Annotated in this window: 15 protein-coding genes and 1 tRNA gene; 8 read left to right on the top strand and 8 right to left on the bottom strand. The window is 64.4% G+C overall.

The window, feature by feature from the left end; translation table 11 throughout:
* Positions 1-2: 2 nt before the first annotated feature.
* The 4 genes from BBSC_RS03975 (at position 3) to BBSC_RS03960 (ending at position 4,923) form a co-directional block, all read left to right on the top strand.
* Positions 3-1,151: an aminotransferase class V-fold PLP-dependent enzyme gene (locus BBSC_RS03975; RefSeq protein ID WP_051923254.1), complete on the top strand. Its 1,149-nt coding sequence runs from the start codon at positions 3-5 to the stop codon at positions 1,149-1,151.
* 166 nt (positions 1,152-1,317) lie between these two features.
* Complete coding sequence (locus tag BBSC_RS03970) at positions 1,318-2,931, top strand: aminopeptidase P family protein (RefSeq protein WP_051923255.1); 1,614 nt, start codon at positions 1,318-1,320, stop codon at positions 2,929-2,931.
* Positions 2,932-3,626: 695 nt separating this feature from the next.
* A tRNA-His gene (locus BBSC_RS03965) sits at positions 3,627-3,699 on the top strand.
* 186 nt (positions 3,700-3,885) lie between these two features.
* Positions 3,886-4,923, top strand: a complete 1,038-nt coding sequence (locus tag BBSC_RS03960; protein ID WP_033518537.1) for a threonine aldolase family protein — start codon at positions 3,886-3,888, stop codon at positions 4,921-4,923.
* 70 nt (positions 4,924-4,993) lie between these two features.
* Here BBSC_RS03960 and BBSC_RS03955 read toward each other — a convergent pair whose 3' ends face one another.
* Positions 4,994-6,187 carry a glycosyltransferase gene (locus BBSC_RS03955; RefSeq protein WP_033518536.1) on the bottom strand — a complete coding sequence of 398 codons (1,194 nt, stop codon included), beginning with the start codon at positions 6,185-6,187 and terminating at the stop codon, positions 4,994-4,996.
* A 172-nt stretch (positions 6,188-6,359) separates the two neighbouring features.
* On the opposite strand from BBSC_RS03955, the gene purT reads away from it, so the two are divergent.
* Positions 6,360-7,658, top strand: coding sequence for a formate-dependent phosphoribosylglycinamide formyltransferase (purT, locus tag BBSC_RS03950; protein WP_046726082.1), 1,299 nt, complete (start codon positions 6,360-6,362; stop codon positions 7,656-7,658).
* A 129-nt stretch (positions 7,659-7,787) separates the two neighbouring features.
* Here purT and BBSC_RS03945 read toward each other — a convergent pair whose 3' ends face one another.
* Positions 7,788-8,153 (bottom strand): VOC family protein, encoded by a 366-nt coding sequence (locus tag BBSC_RS03945; protein WP_033518534.1) that lies wholly within the window; start codon positions 8,151-8,153, stop codon positions 7,788-7,790.
* A 222-nt stretch (positions 8,154-8,375) separates the two neighbouring features.
* Here BBSC_RS03945 and BBSC_RS03940 point away from each other — a divergent pair, with 222 nt between their 5' ends.
* Positions 8,376-8,825, top strand: a complete 450-nt coding sequence (locus tag BBSC_RS03940; protein ID WP_144414407.1) for a hypothetical protein — start codon at positions 8,376-8,378, stop codon at positions 8,823-8,825.
* 358 nt (positions 8,826-9,183) lie between these two features.
* Here the strand turns inward: BBSC_RS03940 and BBSC_RS03935 are convergent, their stop codons facing one another.
* From BBSC_RS03935 to BBSC_RS03910, 6 genes are all read right to left on the bottom strand, one after another.
* Positions 9,184-9,876, bottom strand: coding sequence for an L-ribulose-5-phosphate 4-epimerase (locus BBSC_RS03935; RefSeq protein ID WP_033520096.1), 693 nt, complete (start codon positions 9,874-9,876; stop codon positions 9,184-9,186).
* Between the two features lie 163 nt (positions 9,877-10,039).
* A complete protein-coding gene (locus BBSC_RS03930) occupies positions 10,040-10,927 on the bottom strand; it encodes an L-ribulose-5-phosphate 3-epimerase (protein ID WP_033518187.1) in 888 nt (295 codons plus the stop codon).
* Between the two features lie 234 nt (positions 10,928-11,161).
* Positions 11,162-12,535 carry an MFS transporter gene (locus BBSC_RS03925; RefSeq protein WP_033518189.1) on the bottom strand — a complete coding sequence of 458 codons (1,374 nt, stop codon included), beginning with the start codon at positions 12,533-12,535 and terminating at the stop codon, positions 11,162-11,164.
* A gap of 11 nt (positions 12,536-12,546) precedes the next feature.
* Positions 12,547-13,509: a sugar kinase gene (locus tag BBSC_RS03920; RefSeq protein ID WP_033518191.1), complete on the bottom strand. Its 963-nt coding sequence runs from the start codon at positions 13,507-13,509 to the stop codon at positions 12,547-12,549.
* Between the two features lie 206 nt (positions 13,510-13,715).
* On the bottom strand, positions 13,716-14,396 hold the full coding sequence (locus tag BBSC_RS03915) for a 3-dehydro-L-gulonate-6-phosphate decarboxylase (protein WP_033518193.1): 681 nt from the start codon (positions 14,394-14,396) through the stop codon (positions 13,716-13,718).
* 6 nt (positions 14,397-14,402) lie between these two features.
* A complete protein-coding gene (locus BBSC_RS03910) occupies positions 14,403-15,392 on the bottom strand; it encodes a phosphotriesterase family protein (protein WP_033518195.1) in 990 nt (329 codons plus the stop codon).
* Positions 15,393-15,637: 245 nt separating this feature from the next.
* Here BBSC_RS03910 and BBSC_RS03905 point away from each other — a divergent pair, with 245 nt between their 5' ends.
* Positions 15,638-16,606 carry a sugar-binding transcriptional regulator gene (locus BBSC_RS03905; RefSeq protein ID WP_033518197.1) on the top strand — a complete coding sequence of 323 codons (969 nt, stop codon included), beginning with the start codon at positions 15,638-15,640 and terminating at the stop codon, positions 16,604-16,606.
* A gap of 85 nt (positions 16,607-16,691) precedes the next feature.
* The gene (gene purC / locus BBSC_RS03900; protein ID WP_033518199.1) at positions 16,692-17,444 is read left to right on the top strand and encodes a phosphoribosylaminoimidazolesuccinocarboxamide synthase; all 753 of its coding nucleotides are present in this window, start codon (positions 16,692-16,694) and stop codon (positions 17,442-17,444) included.
* Positions 17,445-17,673 lie beyond the last annotated feature (229 nt).

Here is a 17,673-nt window from a genome sequence, read left to right as displayed (position 1 = left end):
TCATGAATGACACCGCATCCATTCCGTCCCGCAGCGCGCGGGACGCCTATCTCAAGCAGTTCCACGAGCGGACCGGATACGTGAACTTCTCCAGCGTCGGCCCGCCGCCGCTGTGCGTGCTGCAGGCCGACGAGAGCATGGCCGTGCAGCTGGAGCACGCGTCGGTCGGCACCGTGGCCAATCTCATGGAGGCTCACAATTCCGCCGCGCGCCGCATCGCGGATCTGACCGGACGGCGCGTCGAGGAGATCGTCTCGCAGCCCAACACGAGCACGGGCCTGTACCACGCCGCGTTCTCGCTGCCGGTCAAGGGCGGCGACGCGCCGGTCGTGCTGATCAACAACAACGAGTTCCCGGCCAATCTGTACCCGTGGAAGCGCGCCGAATCGATCGGGCTGCTGCGCGTGCGCACCTACGCCGGCCCCGCGAACGCCGCCTCCATCGCGCCGATGCTGGATGGCGTCGACGTCGTGGCCCTGAGCGCGGTGGACTTCCGCACCGGTTACCTCGCCGATCTGGACGAGATACGCGAGACCATCGGCGACCGGCTCATGGTGGTCGACGGCATCCAGGGCTTCGGCGCCGTCGAGGCGAACTGGAACCAGGCCGATCTGCTGGCCGTGGGCGGCCAGAAGTGGATCCGCGCCGGCTGGGGCACCGGGTTCATGGCCTGCTCGCCGCGCGCGCTGGAGCGGCTGAGCCGCCCGCTGCTGTCGGGATGGTCCGGGGCCGCCGACGACGAGCGGTACGACGGCGAGCTCCACGACCCGCTTGGCGACGCCGGGCGGTTCGCCATGACCGTGCCGAGCCCGATCGCCGCCGGCCGGCTGGACGCCGCGCTCGCGCTGATCGAATCGGTCGGCGTGCCGTGGATCCGCCAGCGCATCGAAGACTTCGCGGAACGGCTGGACGACGACGTGCACGCGCTCGGCGGCCATATCGTGCGGGACGTCGACCCGCGCCACTGGTCGACGATCCTGCCGTTGGCCTTCCCCGGCCGGGACATCGCCGCCATCGGCCGCCGGCTCGCCGAGGCGGGCGTCACCTGCTCGGTGCACCCCACGACGATCCGCATCTCCCCGCATGCCTCCGCCAGCGACGCCACCTATCGGCTGCTGACCGACACGCTGAAGGAGGCGGCCACGCGCTGATCGGGCGGCCGCGCGCCCGGACCGGCGCCATCGCCGGCCATGGCATTCACAGCATCACATCGCCGAAGGCCAACGACGGCCATCGGCGGACGCGCGGCGGAAGGCGCGGTTCGGCCTTCCGCCGCCACGACACGGTACATACGGCACAACGGCAAAGGAGCCAATCATGAGCAACGACGCACTCGGCATCATCCGCCAGGCGGCCGCGGGCAACGCGGTCACGCCCGAGGCGAAGCACCAGGCCGGCGGCATGGGCACGCGGCTGCAGGGGCAGGGGTTCCAGGACATCATCTACGGCAACTGGGGCAAGGCGCACCGACCGGAAGCCAAACGCGGCAAGTTCGCCGACGAGGCCGTGGCCCGCCGCGACGCGATCGCGAATCTCCTGCCCGGCGAACGGCTGATCATCCCGGCCGGCATCCCCAAGACCAGGGTCAACGACATCGATTTCCAGCCCTTCCGCATCGGCACGGCCTTCGCCCATCTGACCGGGCTCGGCGAGGGGCACAAGGCCGACTCCGTGCTGGTGATCTCGCCTACCGTGAACGACGACGGCACGGTCGGCCACCACGACGTGCTGTACATCGAGCCGCCGATCGACCGCACCGACCCGCGCTTCTACTCGGATCACAAGCACGGCGAGTTCTGGACCGGACCGCAGCCGACGCTCGCGGACTTCGAGACGATGACCGGCATCGAGACGCGCGACCGCACCGAGCTCGAGGACGCGCTGCGGGCCGGCGCCGGCCCGGACGGCATCCGTCTGCGGCTGTGCCGCGACGTGGACGCCAACGTGGATGCGCTGGTCGACGCCATCCGCGTGGATCTCGGGCTGGGCGGCGCGGACGACAATGCCGGCATCGACGAGGTCTTCCAGGAACGGCTGAGCGAAATCCGCCTGATCAAGTCGCCGCTGGAAATCGAGGAGATGCGCCGGTCGGTGCGCGCCACGCTGCGGGCGTTCGACCGGATCGCCGATCTGCTGCCCATCGCGCGGCAGGTCAAGCGCGGCGAGCGACTGCTCGAAGTGGTGTTCACCGGCACCGCGCGCTACGAGGGCCACGTCGTCGCGGGCATCCCCGCCGTCGCTTCGGGCAAGCGCAGCGGCATCCTGCATTACGAGGACAACATCGGACCGCTCGAGGACGGCGGCCTGGTGTTGATCGACGGCGGCGGCGAGCTGAACTCCCTCTACACCGCCGACATCACGCGCACGTTCCCGGTCAACGGCAAGTTCTCGCCGGCGCAGCGGCGCGTCTACGACGCCGTGGTGGCCAGCGAGATGGCGGGCATCGAGGCGGCCGGCAAGCCCGGTGCGCGCTACTGCGACATCCAGGAGGCCGTGATGGTCAGCGTGGCCCACTCGCTGTACGACATGGGCATCCTGCCGGTCACCCCCGAGGAGGCGCTCCGGCCGGAGGGACAGCAGCAGTGCCGCTGGCTGTACCACGGCACCGGCCACATGCTCGGCATCGACATGCACGATGCGCAGCACGCGCGCAATGAGTACTACCCGTTCGCCGAGCTCAAGCCGGGCATGATCTTCACGATCGAGCCGGGCATCTACATCGACGCGGACGATCTGCTGGTACCCGAGGAATACCGCGGCATCGGCGTGCGCGTTGAGGACGACATCCTCATCACCGAGCACGGCGCCGAGGTGCTGGTCGACTACCCGCGCACCTCCGACGAGATCGAGCAGTGGCTGGCCGAGCACAACCCGCAGCACTTCCTGGACAGCTTCCTCGAGCACGAGAGCATGGCCGTGGAGGACGAGTAGCGCCGCCACTGAGATTCTTGGCACGCAATTGAATCCAGTTGCGTGACAAGAATCTCGGTCTTCCGCGCCGGGGGCCAGCGCGGCACGACACGGCGCGCACAAAACGACGGCCCCGGGGAGTTCTTTCGCTCGCCCGGGGCCGTCGCCCGAAAGGAGGTTGGTCGCCCATCCACTTGCATGCCGCACCACCCTGTGCGGCCTCATCATCTCTATGCCGTTCTCCGCATTCTCATTCTCCGTTCCGCTGACGTGCGGCACCGCGACTCCATCGCCGCGGCTTCACTGCCTTGGTGGCCCGGCTCCCGCCGTATCTCCTCGCTGCCACCGCCTCCGCACACGCCAGTGCGTTCTTCAATTATCCCGAAGGCGTTGCGCATGAACCTCACGGCCGCGGCGCTTCGTTGCTTTCCTCAGGATCCCCTGTTGATTCGCAACTCCGGCCTTCACTTGTAATTATACCCATTAATCCAGGTAAACGCGAGCGTGTCGAACACCAAGATATCCCAATGTTCCCAACTGTTTTGCCACTCAATATAAAATGAACAAAATATAACATTTCATCCATATCGACAATGCGAAACGAACATTATCAACATCCCGCCACCACCGCGACACACGGAAGTGACATATCTCCCCGGTTCGTGTATAGTATCCATCTGTTGCGCGAATCCAGTCCGCTGGAATCGGCTGCAATGGTGGCCATAGCTCAGTTGGTAGAGCATCTGATTGTGGTTCAGAAGGTCGCGCGTTCGAGCCGCGTTGGCCACCCCGGAAAACCCCGGTACCGTATGGTGCCGGGGTTTTGTCATTGCGCATCGGCGGCCGCCGCGCATCGTGCGTATCACACGCCATGCATCACACGCATCGTGTGGGGGCGCTCCCCCGCGTCGCGCTATCGTTCGGGGTAGGCTCGGCTGGGGTATCCACTGGAGTCAGTGCAATCAAGGAGTCACCATGCTGTCCTTCGAAAACGACTATTCGTGCGGGGCATGCCCCGACATCATCGCGCGCCTCGCCGAGACGAACGCCACGCAGTTCCCCGGCTACGGCTCGGACGAGCTGTGCGCGTCCGCCAAGGGCAGGATCCGCGAGGCCTGCGGCGCCCCCGATGCGGACGTGTGGTTCCTGGTCGGCGGCACGCAGACCAACCAGACGGTCATCGACTCCATCACCCCGCAGTACGCCGGCGTCGTCGCGGCGGCGAGCGGGCACGTGAACGTGCATGAAGCCGGCGCCATCGAGGCGACCGGGCACAAGGTGCTCACGCTCCCCCATCACAACGGCAAGATCAACGCCGACGAGCTCGACCGCTACTGCGCCACGTTCTACGGCGACGGCAACTACGAGCACATGGTGTTCCCCGGCAGCGTCTACATCTCGCAGCCGACCGAATACGGCACGCTGTACACGCTCGCCGAGCTGGAGGCGATCGCCGAGACCGCGCACAAGTACGACATGCCGCTGTTCGTGGACGGCGCCCGCCTCGGCTATGCGCTCACCGCCACCGGCAACGACGTGACGCTTCCCGATCTGGCCCGCATCGCCGACGTGTTCTACATCGGCGGCACCAAGGTCGGCGCCCTGTTCGGCGAGGCCGTCGTCTTCACCAACCACGGCGCGTTCAGTGGCACGCCGAAGCATTTCCTGACGCTCATCAAGCAGCACGGCGCGCTGCTGGCCAAGGGCTGGCTGCTCGGGCTGCAGTTCGACACGCTGTTCACCGACGACCTGTACCAGCGCATCGCGCGCAACGCGAACACGGCGGCCGACCGGATCCGCGCAGCGCTCACAGCCAAGGGCTATACGCTCACCTTCGACGCGCCGACCAACCAGATCTTCATCACGCTCGACCAGCCGACCCGCGAACGGCTGGAGGCCGGCGTGCGTCTCGGATTCATGGAGCAGGCCGACGACACGCACACCGTGATGCGCATTTGCACCAGCTGGTCGACCACCGACGAGCAGGTGGACGAGTTGCTCGCGCTGCTCTGAGACGCCCTGAGACGCCCTGAGACGCCCTAAGCCCGGGCGGCGGCATCCTTCCCGTCCGCAGCTGCCCCGTTCACCGCGCATCGCGCGCATTGTCCGCGATGGCCTCGCGCTCCATCGCCACGAATTGCGCGACCGACGCCTCCACCGAATAGTGGGCCTTGGTATGAGCGGCGTAACGCGCGCCCCACTCGGCCAGCTCGGCCGGATGGTCGATCCACCAGTCGATGCGGCGAGCCAGCGTCACCGTGTCATGCGCGGGGAACAACGACTCGTCGAGCAGCGCGAACTGCCCGGCCGCGCTCAATTCGGCCGACGCGATCACCGGCACCAAGCCGGAGGCCATGCCTTCGATCACGCTCAGCGATTCGATATCCACGATCGAAGGATGCACGAACAGGTCGCAGGAGCGCAGCAGCGCCGGCATCTCCGCGTTCTTGTGGAAGCCGATCGACGCCGGGCGCGACAGCAGCATCTTCGCGCGGAATCGCAGATAGCGCCGCAACGGGCCGGTGCCGCAGATCGTCAGCTCGATGTCCTTGGCATGGCGGCATCGGGCGATCGCCTTGATCAGCGTGATATGGTCCTTCTCATGGCTCAGGCGCCCCGAGGCCACGATGCGGAACGGCACCGGCGCCGGAGCGTCGGCCCGGCACTGCCGCTTGGGCGTGAACCGCGGCACGTAGCCGTTGGAGATCACATGCAGCTTCGCCGTGTACCCATGCGCGCGCAGCTGGCCGGCGATCATCTCGGTCGGCACATGGATGTGGCCGATATTGCGGTACAGCCAGTGCCGGAACAATGCATACAAAAAGTTCGAAATGCCCGGGATATATTTGATCGGCCCGGCCGAATAGGTCACGTTCTCGGGCTGGAGATGGAAGCCGGCCGTCACGGCGATGCCCATGCGGCGGGCCACCTTGGCCGCGCAGCGCCCGAATTTGAACGGCAGATAGATGTGCACCACATCCGCGCCCGCAAACGCGGTGCGGAACAGCGTCTCGCTCGGTTCGGCGAACTGCATCTGCTGCTTGGCCGCCACCCAGGAGACCAACGGCACCTTGTTGACGCGCGCGGGGTACTCGGGGGCGCCGATGCCGACAAGCCGCACATGATGGCCCTGACGCTCCAGCTCATGGGCGTATTGCAGCGCCGAGTTCGAGGTGCCGTTGCCCTGATTGCCGATGGTGTCCATGACCAATACGATGGTCAGGGGCCGGTCGATTTCCGGAAGGCCGCCATTGCCTTCGTTCCCGTTTTCAAGCATTGCTCCATCCTAACCCCGCTTCGGCCGGGCCTTTTCAGACATATCGCCACGATTCGACCATTATCCGGTTCCTTCGCCCGGCATTCCGGACGCGGCCGACCCCGCTGAGGTATCCCCTCGATGGCACAATACAACTATGACTGAGATGAACGTTGCCCGTCCCTCCTCCCCCATGGAATCCTCCCCGATCGCCGTCGACGCCGATGCGAAGCGCATGCCCGCCACCGCGGGCCGCGTGCTCGGCACGCCGCTGGGGTCGCATCCGACGCGCGTGCTGTTCCTCGGGTCCGGCGAGCTGGGCAAGGAAGTCGCGATCGAACTGATGCGGCTCGGCGCGTGGGTGTGCGCGGCCGACTCATACCCGGGCGCGCCGGCGCAACAGGTGGCGCATGAGGCGCGCGTGCTCGATATGGCCGACGCCGCTCAGCTGCGCGCGCTGTTCGACGACGTGCACCCGGACATCATCGTGCCGGAGGTCGAGGCGATCGCCACGACCGAGCTGGCCGATGCGGCCTCCCACGGCATACAGGTGGTGCCGAGCGCCGAGATCGCGGCGATCTGCATGGACCGCGAGCGCCTGCGCGTGCTTGCGCATGAAGAGCTTGGGCTGCCGACCACACCGTATCGTTTCGCCGGCTCGCCGGAGGAGCTTCGCGCCGGGGCGACGGCCGTCGGCTACCCGTGCGTGGTCAAGCCGGTGATGAGCTCGTCGGGGCACGGCCAGTCGATCGTGCGTTCGCCCGAGGCGATCGACGCCGCATGGGTCGAGGCCCAGGAAGGCCGGCGCGCCGCCGACGAGGGCGATGTGTCGCGCGTGATCGTCGAGGCGCTGGCGCCTCTGGAACGCGAGCTGACGGTACTGACCGTTTCCTCGTCCGCTGGCATCGTGACGTGCGCGCCGATCGGGCAGCGCCAAGAGAGCGGCGATTACCGCGAGTCCTGGCAGCCGGCCGTCGAACCCGGCGACGAGGCGGAACGCGCGCAGGATATCGCGCGCGCCGCGGTCGAGGGGCTGGTGGCCAAGGCCCGGGCGACCGGCGAAACCGGATGGGGCGTGTTCGGCGTGGAGCTGTTCGTGCTCACTGACGGATCGATCCTGTTCAATGAGGTGTCCCCCCGCCCGCACGACACGGGCATGGTGACGATGGCGTCCCAGCGTCTCAGCGAGTTCGCGCTGCACGCGCGCGCGATCCTGGGGCTGCCGATCGGCCCCGAGCATGTGGCGCTGGGCATTCCCGCCGGTTCGGTGGCCGCCAGCCACGCGATCGTGGTGGCCGGCGACGGTGAGGCCGAGTTCGCCGACGTGGCTGCGGCCTTGGCCGAACCCGGCACGGATCTGCGCATCTTCGCCAAGCCCGAGGTGCACGGCCACCGCCGCATGGCAGTGGCCCTGGCCGTCGACGCATCCGAGGCCGAAGCGCGGTCCAAGGCAGGGCGCGTGGCCGATGCGCTGACGATCACCGTGCGGTAGCCACCGTGCGGTAACGCCAACGAAAAAACGGGGCCGGCTCCCACAGGATGAAGGAGCCGGCCCCGCATGGTTTTTTATGGCTTTCGCCGGTTGCCGGCAGCCGGCTCCGTCAGCTTTCGCCGGCTGTCATCAGCTGAGCATGGCCTCGATGTTGTTGCCGTCCGGGTCGTGGATGAACGCGGCGTAGTACGTGGGGCCATAGTTCGGGCGAGGGCCGGGCGCGCCGTTGTCGGTGCCGCCCGCCGCCAGACCAGCTTCATGGAACGCCTTGACGGCGGCCTCATCCTTGGCGCGGAACGCCACATGGCTCGGCACCACCGGCTCGCCGTCCTTCGGGGACTCCACCCAGATGCTGTCGCCGTCCTCGTCGTTGGCGAAGCACACGGCGGTCGGATAGGCCGCCTTCTTCACGTAGCCCAGCGGAGCCAACAGCTTCTCATAGAAATCCGCTCGCTTCGCGGCATCGGCGACAAACAGCCCAATATGATCGATCATGACGAACCTCCTTGCTGCATGCATCGTCACTCCCATTATCGTGCGTGAGCGGCCGAAGACCCATGTTTTGTCTATTGATGAACATCCCGCCGTCCGGAACGGCAGCGCGCCATAAGCGCCGTAAGCGTGTCACGGCAATGACGGCATCGGATCTCCAACAGTGCCGGCACCTCTATGATGGAAAGCAATACGGTCCAGAATCGCGGCGCAAAGGAGCGCATCATGCGGATGAGACGAATACTTGCCATCATGGCGTTGCTGGCGATGCTGTTGCCGGCCGCGGGATGCGAGAAACCGACGGCTCAGGGCAACGGCACGCAGGCGACCTGTGCGATCAGTTACGCCAATAGCTATGACACCCCGCAGGCGTATATCGATGACGTCAAGCCCGATCTGATTGCCAAGGCGACGTTGAGCGAACCGAAACGATCGTCTTCCGGACGGAGGGTCACGTTCAACGCGCATTTGCTGGACGTTCGATACGGTGATTACTCGGCGGGAGACGATATCAAGGTCTGGTTCGAATGCGACTCAGTAGACACCTTCATGCCGGAAGGCTACACGACCGGCGACGAGCTGATCGTGCTGGCCAATGACGGCCGACTCCGCCACCCCAACAGCGTCTGGCTGTTCGATGAGGAGACCTATGACACGCTGACCGTGGAAGGATAGATTCTGTACGTTCAGCAAGGCTCCCCTCGTTGAGGAGGGCTGTCACCGGTAGTGGGTGAGGGGCTTTCGTATTGCTCCCCTCAGTCGGCTTCGCCGCCAGCTCGCCGCAATTACCGACAAAGCTTCGCTTGCAGATTCTTTGCTCGACTCTCGTCTCGCCCTCGCCTACGGACAGCCTCAAAGAGGGGAGCCAGAAAACGATCAGCGCTGATTTGATGCGTGTGTCCGCAAGGCGCGGAAGGCGCTCATCAGATCAGTGCGGAGCACTGAAACAACGCGTGCGGTATCGGTGCGGTAGAAGGTGAAGGCGTACGAAGGTACGTCGAACCTTCTACCGTGCCGATAACGCTCCGTTATTTCAGTGCTGGCCGTAGACGTTCTGGTAGCGGTCGTTGAGCTTATCGATATCGGCCTGATCGATCTCGATGATGTCGCCAAGCTGACGGGCGGCCCACATCGTATGCGCGACCTCCTCGGTCATCGCCGCAGCCTTGACCGCACCCTCGGCATCCTTGCCGATCGTGAACGGACCATGATTCTGCATCAGCACCGCCGGAGACTTCGGATACTTCTTCAACGTCTCGACGACACCCTCGCCGATCGCCTCGGAACCGATCAGACGGAACGGGCCAACCGGCACCGGGCCACCAAACTCGTCACCCATCATCGTCAGACCGCACGGAATGTTCTGACCCGTCGCCGCCCACGCGGTCGCATACGTGGAATGCGTGTGCACCACGCCGTACACGTCCGGCATGTTGCGGTAGATGTACGCGTGCGACGCGGTATCCGAGGACGGGGCCTCGGCGCCGTCGACCACATTGCCGTCCAGATCGCACACGACCATGGAGGACGGGGTCAGGTACTCATAGCGCAGGCCCGAGGGCTTGATCACCATCAGGTCGGCGGTGTGCAGGCGCTGCGACACGTTACCCGCGGTCCACACGACCAGATTCCACTTGATCAACTGCTCGTGCAGGGCCGCCACGACCTCGCGCACCTGCTTGACCTCGGCACGGACCTCAGGACCGTAATCAGCCAAAGTTGCCATTATTGGATTTCCTTTCCACTTGCGGATGGATTGATGTTGCACTTGCATTCGGTTATGGGTGGGGGCGGTCTTACGGCCGACGGTGTTTTCCGTCGTTCTCCCCCATCCGGCTTGGCCGGGAGCTCCCCTTGGCGAGGGGAGCCGGACCGCGCCCAAGGCGGGATTATGCGGCTTTGCGCAGGATGGGTTCCTGGGTGATGCCTACCCGCTCGAAGAGTCCGTCGAAGTAGGCTTTGGAGGCTGTGACTTCGGCGATGGGGTCGGCGGCCTTGGACGTCCACATTTCCACGGTGTAGCTGCCGTTGTAGCCGAGTCGGTTGAACAGACGCAGCACGGCTTCGAAGTCAACCGTGCCGTCGCCGAACGGCACCTCCTTGAACTGGCCGGGGAAATCGGCGGTGACCGGTTTGGTGTCCTTCAGATGCACGGCGACGATATTGTCGATATTCGATTCGATTTCGTGCGCCACGTCGTTTTCCGGCCAGGCGGTCAGGTTGCCGACGTCCGGATACGCCTGCAGGAACGGGCTGTGGATCTGAGTTTTCAGATAATCGACCTTGCTCAGCGAGTTGAGGAACGGATCGTCCATGGTTTCGATGGACAGCATCACCATTTTCTTGGCGGCCATGTCCACGCAGGTCCGCAGGTTCTCGATGAACCACTCGCGGCTCGATTCGGTTTTCGGCTCGTAGTACACGTCGTATCCGGCCATTTGGATATTGCGCACGCCCAGGTCAACGGCCAGGTCGATGGCCTTGTCCATCATCTCCAGGGCTTTGCCCCGCACGGCCGGATCGGCGGAGCCGAGCGGAAAGCGGCGGTGGCCGGAAAGCATCAGCGTATTGATGCGTGAGCCGGTTTTCCACATCGCCTCGCGGAAGGCGGCGCGCTCGGCCTCGGTCCAGTCGAGGCGGGCAAGCCGTTCATCGCTCTCGTCCACGGAGAACTCCAGGAAGTTGAAGCCGAGTTCGTGAACGAGGTCGAAGGTCTCCTCCCAGCTCAGGCCGGTCGGCAGAGCCTTCTCATAAATGCCAACAGCATTGACGGTCATAATCGTGTCCTTACGTTCTTGAATATCAAACGCACAGCAATGTGCGCAACAAATCACAACACATGATGGCTGCGGCCCGCGTGGTCCGGAACCGCCTTGGATAAGGTAGTGTTCACCCAGACCTTCCGTAACGTCGTATCCGAATCGCACGGGCCGCGGTCAAATCTGTACAAACCGGATCCCGGTAACGGTGGCTGCGGTGCCTGGCCACAGCAGGCGTAGCCGCCGCAGCCGTCACAGGGATTCGAGGTTCTTGCCCTTGGTTTCGCGGGCGAAGAGGTAGATAATCGCGCCGAGCACCAGGCAGCATCCGAAGAAGGTGAACGCGGTGGTGATGACGCTCAGGCTGATGTTCTGCGAAACCGCGCTGCCGCCCACCAGCACGCCCATCAGCGACGGCCCGACGATCTTGGCGATGGCGCCAAGGCCGTAGCCGAGTCCGATGCCGGTGGAACGCACGTCATTCGAGAATTGCTCGGAGCCGAAGGCGTTGATGATGCCGAACACGCCATCGGCGAACATCATGATGACGAGCACCTCGATATAGAACGCCCAGCCGGAGCCGTGGAAGAACACGGCGGCGAAACAGGCCGCAGCGCCGATCATGCCGTAGAGGAACATCGTCCAGCGGCGGCCGATGCGGTCGGCAAGCCACGCGGAGCCGAATCGTCCAAGGCAATCGGCCACGGCCACGCCCATGAACAGGTAGGCGACCATCTCCGTATCGAATCCGAATCCGTCCTTCAGCAGGGTCTGGCCCCACGATTGGATGGCGAAGCTGCCCAGGATGAAGCAGAACGAGCCCAGCGAGACGATGACCAGCGGGCGCAGGTGGTGCGCGAACAGCTCGCCGTAGGAGGCTTTGCGCTCGGCCTTGACCTGCGGCAATGCACCGACTTGCGATTCCGGCACGTCCAGCGCCCAGGCCAGCGATTGGCGCGCCTTGTCCGGCTGGCCGTGCAGCAGGTAGAAGCGCGGCGATTCCGGCACGAAGTGAATCCACACCAGCAGCAGCACGGATACCAGGCTCAGCGAGACGAGCACGCGCCAGTTGTCGCCCACGATGCGCTGGCAAATCGAGCCGAGCAGCAGACCCATCGGAATGAACACGGAGGCCAGCCCGGAGAGCAGGCCGCGCTGCTTGGTCGGCACGAATTCCTGCACATAGGGAATGGAGGTGATGTTGAGCCCGCCAACGCCCATGCCCACGCCGACGCGGCAGATCGCGTAGAAGTACCAGCCGCCTTCGGGAATGAACAGGGTGAGTATGGTGAATACGAGGAAGAACAGCACGCAGCAGCGGAAGGAGGCGCGCCGGCCGATGCGGTCGGACATGCGGCCCCACAGAATCGAGCCGATGACGGTGCCCAGACCGGTGCAGGAGGTGATGATGCCGGCCTGCATGCCGGTCAGGTTCCACGCTCCGGTCAGCAAAGAAATAACGAAGCCGACCATGAAGATGTCGAAGAATTCGGCGATGTTGCCGATTACGGCGAGCGCGACGAGGCTTTTCTGGTGGCCGGTGAGCGGGCGCGAATCAATCTGCTCGTAGGCGGTGAGGCCAGCGTTCGCAGCGGCGGCGTTCGGGGTTGAAGTCGATGCGGTCATGCCTGTTCACCTCAGCGGTCGATGTCGGTGCCGAGCGGAATGTCGAGCTCGCCGGGGCGCACGCGGGTCAAATCGCCCTTGTGGGTGAGCGCCACCTTGGAGGCGTACTGCCCCCACTTCACACCCTCGCGGATGTCGCCGGACAGGTAGCCATGGATGGTGGCGGACACGAAGGAATCGCCCGCGCCCGGACGGTCGATGACGTTGACCGGCGTGGTGCGGTAGGGATAGAAGCCTTCGCGACCGCGCAGGTACGGGCCGTCGGTGTGGTTGGTGGAGACGACGTACTTGCAGCCGAAGCGGTTCTGCAATTCGGCGGTGACTTCTTCGGGGGTGCCGGTGATGCCGAAGACCTTTTCGGCATCGGCGATGGAGCAGAACAGCACGGTCGCCTCGCCGGCGATGGGTTCGAGCACCTCGCGCGCCTTTTCGCCGCTCCACAGCTTGCGGCGGAAGTTGACGTCGAGGATGACCTCGACGCCGCGCTTGACGGCCTCGTCGGCGGCGTAGCGCACCACTTCGGCGGTGGTGTCGGTCAGGGCGGCGGTGATGCCGGTCAGGAAGATGACCTTGGCGTCGAGGATCTCGTCCCAGTCATAGTCGTCGATGCCGGTGGCGCGGAAGGTGGTCCATTCACGGTCGTAGATCACGTTGGCCGGCATCGGGTATTCGCCCGGCTCCATGAAGTACAGGGCGGTGCGGCCGCCGGGGCGGCGGACCATGGCATCCATGTGCACGCCGACGGAGCGGTATTCGGACAGGATGTAGTCGCCGAGATCGCCTTCGGGCAGGGAGCTGGTCCATAGGGTATTGCGTCCGAGCTGGCTGAGCAGGCCGGCCACGTTGGCTTCGGAACAGGCCGGATTCATATGCACGGAACGGGTGAACATCAGTCGTTCGCCACGCTCGACGGTGAGTCGGATCTGGCCTTCGCCGATGGTGGAGAGGTCGTATTTAGGGGTGGATGCGGTCATGTCGCACTTCCTTGTGACTATGATGGTAATGAAAATTCTTGTAAGGGTTTTCGCCATGGGGCATCCCCGGACAGGGGGATGCCCCATTTTTTTTGGGGGGGGGCCGACGAATCGGTCCCCTCCTTGGTGAGGGGAGCATTATTCGTTATGGGGCTCCCCTCAGTCGGCTTCGCTGACAGCTCCCCTCAGGGAGGGGAGCCAACAGATCAATCAGGCCAGACTTCGCGGATCGTGGCTTTGAGCTCGGTGGCCGCGGCAAGCGGGTCGTCGGCCTTGACGATGCCGCGGCCCGAGATGACCACGCCGACCGGCGCTCCGGCGAAGAACGGCAGATCCTTGACGTTCACGCCTCCGGTGACGGTGACCGTGAAGCCCATCGCGTGAAGCTCCCTGATACGCTCCACGTCGTCCGGACCCCAGGTCAGCGTGCCGGCGACCTCCGCATCGCGCGAACGGTGGACGATGACGTGCTTGGCGCCGAGTTCCTTCCACTTGCGCGCCTTGGCGGCGTCATAGTCTTCGCCGAGCTCGATCTGCACTTCGCCGCCGAACTCGTCGGCCACCTTCACGACCTGTTCCACGGTGGTCAGCGAAGCCCCGGCCACCACGGACACCCAGTTCGCCCCGGCCTCGAAGCAGTTGCGGGCGATCAGCGCGCCGGCCTCCGCGATGCGCACATCGGCCAGAATCGTCTTGTCCGGGTACAGGGCGCGAATCTCGCGCACCGCGCGCAGCCCTTCGGCGATAATCAGGATCGTGCCGCATTCGATGACGTCGATCTGGTCGATGGCGGCGTTGAGCGGGCGCAGCGCGCTCGGCATATCGGTGGTGTCGAGCGCGATCTGCAGACGCGGCTGGGCAATCTTGCATGCAGACTGTTCCGTCATGGCCGGTCAGCCTTCCTTCTTGAAGGTGAAGAACTCCTGGGCGTTCTTCATGAGCAGCTTGTCGATGTATTCGCGGTCGAAGCCCTCATCGACCATGCGCGGGCCGTCGACGGCCGGGTTGTAGTCCACGCCGGAGGTGGCGCCGTACGCCTTCTGGTAGCCGCGCTTGCCGGAATCGGTGCCCAGCAGGATGCGGTCGGCGAAGCCGTCCTCGTAGAAGGCCTTGAGCTCCATCATGCGGTTGGAATCCGGCTGGTACTTGATGCGGTTGGTGCCGTCGATCTCCAGGTAGACGCCGAGCTTGAGAATCTGCTCAAGGTAGTACACGTCGGCGTTGCGCTGAATGTGGCCGATGGCGATCTGGTTGGCCGGCACGCCGAGCTCGAGGAAGCCTTCGGCCTGCTCGAGGCCGCAGGTGCCGTAGGTGGTGTGCGTGTTGATCGGGCAGCCGGTTTCGATGGCGGCGATGGCGGCGGCCTCCATGCACTTGCACTCGAACTTGGTGATCTTGCCGTAGGCGGTGCCGACCTTGATCACACCGGCCTTGTACGGGGTGCGATCGACGATGGGGCCGGAGTAGTCGTTCCTGTCGATGCCTTCGCGGATGTCGGCGATGACCAGCTCGGCGACCTTGTCCACGCCGTAGCGGTTGATCCAGTGGGACTGGGTCTCCAGGTAGACATGCTCGCGATGGAAACCGGTGGCGGCGATGACCTGCAGGCCGTCGACCGCCTTGGTCACTTCGGCCAGCTTGTCGAGGTCGCGGCCGCAGTTGATCGGGCACATGTCCACCACAGTGCCGCCGTTGGGGCTCCACTTCCTGGAGGCCTCGGCGAAGTAGCCGCCCTCCTCGATGGCCTTCTCGACGGAATCGAGCTGGTGGTCGCCGTCGATGTAGACCTCGCCTGCGCCCACGCGGATCAGATGGTCGTGGCAATCCACCACACCGAGGGTGCTGGGGTCGACGTCACCGAAAATCGTACGTGCGAATGCCATGATGGTACTCCTTTGTCCTTGTTACCTTTACTCGAGGTTGTGGTTTGGCCTTGGGCTCGCCCCGCGGCCTGCTGACGATTCACAATCTACGGCCGACATCGCGCCGATTCCAGACACCTGATGAACAGATGTTCACGCACACCTTTGCTCGCAACCAAGGAAGACCGAAAATCGCTTGACTTTCCATATTTGCGTAACGCTTTGTCCACTTGCACAGTTACCGAGTCCGGCAATAAGATGAACATATGTTCAACGATGACTCCATAATCGCGACCGCAACGTCACGGAAGCACATCGATCTGATGCTCCGGGTCGCGCGCGCCTACTATCTGGAAGACAGGACGCAGGCCGAGATCGCCAAGGAGATCGGCTATTCCCGACCGACCGTCTCCCGCCTGCTCAAGGAATCCCGCGACCTCGGCATCGTGCATATCACCATCGGGCATACGCTGGAACGCATACGCACGCTGGAGCGCGGGCTGGTGAACAAATACGGGCTGAGATACGCGCGCGTGGCCGAGGTGAAACCGGGCGAGGACCCCAAACTCATCGTGCCCAGATATGCGGCCGCGCTATTCGCCGAGACCTGCTCCCCCAATTCGCTGATCACCGTTTCCAACGGCAGCGCAGTGGCCGCGACCGTGCGCGAAATACCGGTATGCGACTGGCCGAAATCAAACGTGGCGCAAATGCTCGGCACGCTGAGCCCGGACAATCCGATGACCGACTCCCCCGATATCTGCCGCATGCTCGCGCACCGCATCGGCGGCACGTTCACGATCCTGCCGGTGCCGATGATCCTGTCAAGCGGCGAGCTGGCGGCGGCCATGCGCAAGGAACCGCAGATCGCCACGGCATTGGCGCTCGGAGGCGGGGCCGACGTAGCGATCGTCGGCGTCGGCGCGGTGACCACGGAGCGTTCCGGGCACATCTTCGACGCCTACATCGATCAGAAGAAAGTCGCGGAACTGCACCGGCGCGGCATCGTCGGGCATATCTGCGGCCATCATATCGACGGGAACGGCAACCATGTGCGCACCGAACTGTGCGACCGCACGATATCCATCGACATCGAACGCCTGAAGCGCATCCCGCTGGTCATCGGCGTGGCCTGGGGCGCCCCGAAGACCCCGGCGATCCGAGCCTGTCTGGTCGGCAGGCTCATCTCCGCACTGGTCACCGACCAATCCACGGCCGAGGCCCTGCTGGCGTGAGTGTCGGTTGTAGCCCTCGATTGGTACCCTTTTAGCGTTAGTTCACCCAGAATTCCGCTCCTTAAGAACAACTTGAAAGGCAGTCATGGAGAAACTGGAAATGCTCTACAAGGGCAAGGCCAAGAAGATGTACGCGACCGACGATCCGGATGTGCTCTGGGTCGAATACATGAATCAGGCGACCGCCGGCAACGGCGAGAAGAAGGCCCAGATCGAAGGCAAGGGCAACCTGAACAACCACATCACCTCCGTGATCTTCGACCTGCTCAAGGCCCGCGGCGTGGAAAGCCACTTCATCAAGCGCCTCAACGACACCGAGCAGCTGGTCAAGAAGATGGACATGTTCCCGCTTGAGATCATCATGCGCAACACCGCCGCCGGCTCCTTCGCCAAGCGCTACGGCGTCAAGGAGGGCACCCCGCTCAAGAAGCCGATCCTCGAGTTCTGCGTGAAGTCCGACGAGCTCGGCGATCCGTTCATCAACGACGACGGCGTCGTCGCGCTGGGCCTGGCCACCGAAGAGGAACTGGCCGAGATCTCCCGCATCGCCCGCGCCGTCAACGACGGCCTGAAGGACATCTTCTCCAAGATCGACGTGCAGCTGGTCGACTTCAAGATCGAGGAAGGCAAGACCTCCGACGGCACGATCCTGCTCGCCGACGAGATCACGCCCGACACCTGCCGTCTGTGGGACCTGAAGGACAAGAGCGGCAAGATCGAGCACCTCGACAAGGACCTGTTCCGCCGCGACCTCGGCAACATCATCCCCGCCTACGAGGAGATCTACAGCCGACTGACCGCCCTGGCCAAGGCCGAGGGCATCGAGCGCGCCGAGTAACTACTACAACTAATCCGGCTCCCCTCTGGAGGGGAGCTGTCAGCGAAGCTGACTGAGGGGAGGTCAAGACGTTCATCGCCATGATTCCTCCCCTCAGTCAGCTCCGCTGACAGCGTCCTGCAATTAAGGACAGCCTCCGGCTGACCCAATCTGGCTCACTGCCGTTCGCCTTCGCCCAAAAAACGCCTCTGGCGTTTTCTTCACGGCTCAGCCCCTCATAGAGGGGAGC

Source organism: Bifidobacterium scardovii JCM 12489 = DSM 13734 (assembly GCF_001042635.1).
Lineage (GTDB): Bacteria > Actinomycetota > Actinomycetes > Actinomycetales > Bifidobacteriaceae > Bifidobacterium > Bifidobacterium scardovii.
The sequence above is the reverse complement of the archived record's forward strand: the minus strand, read 5'-3'. Positions and strand labels throughout refer to the sequence as shown.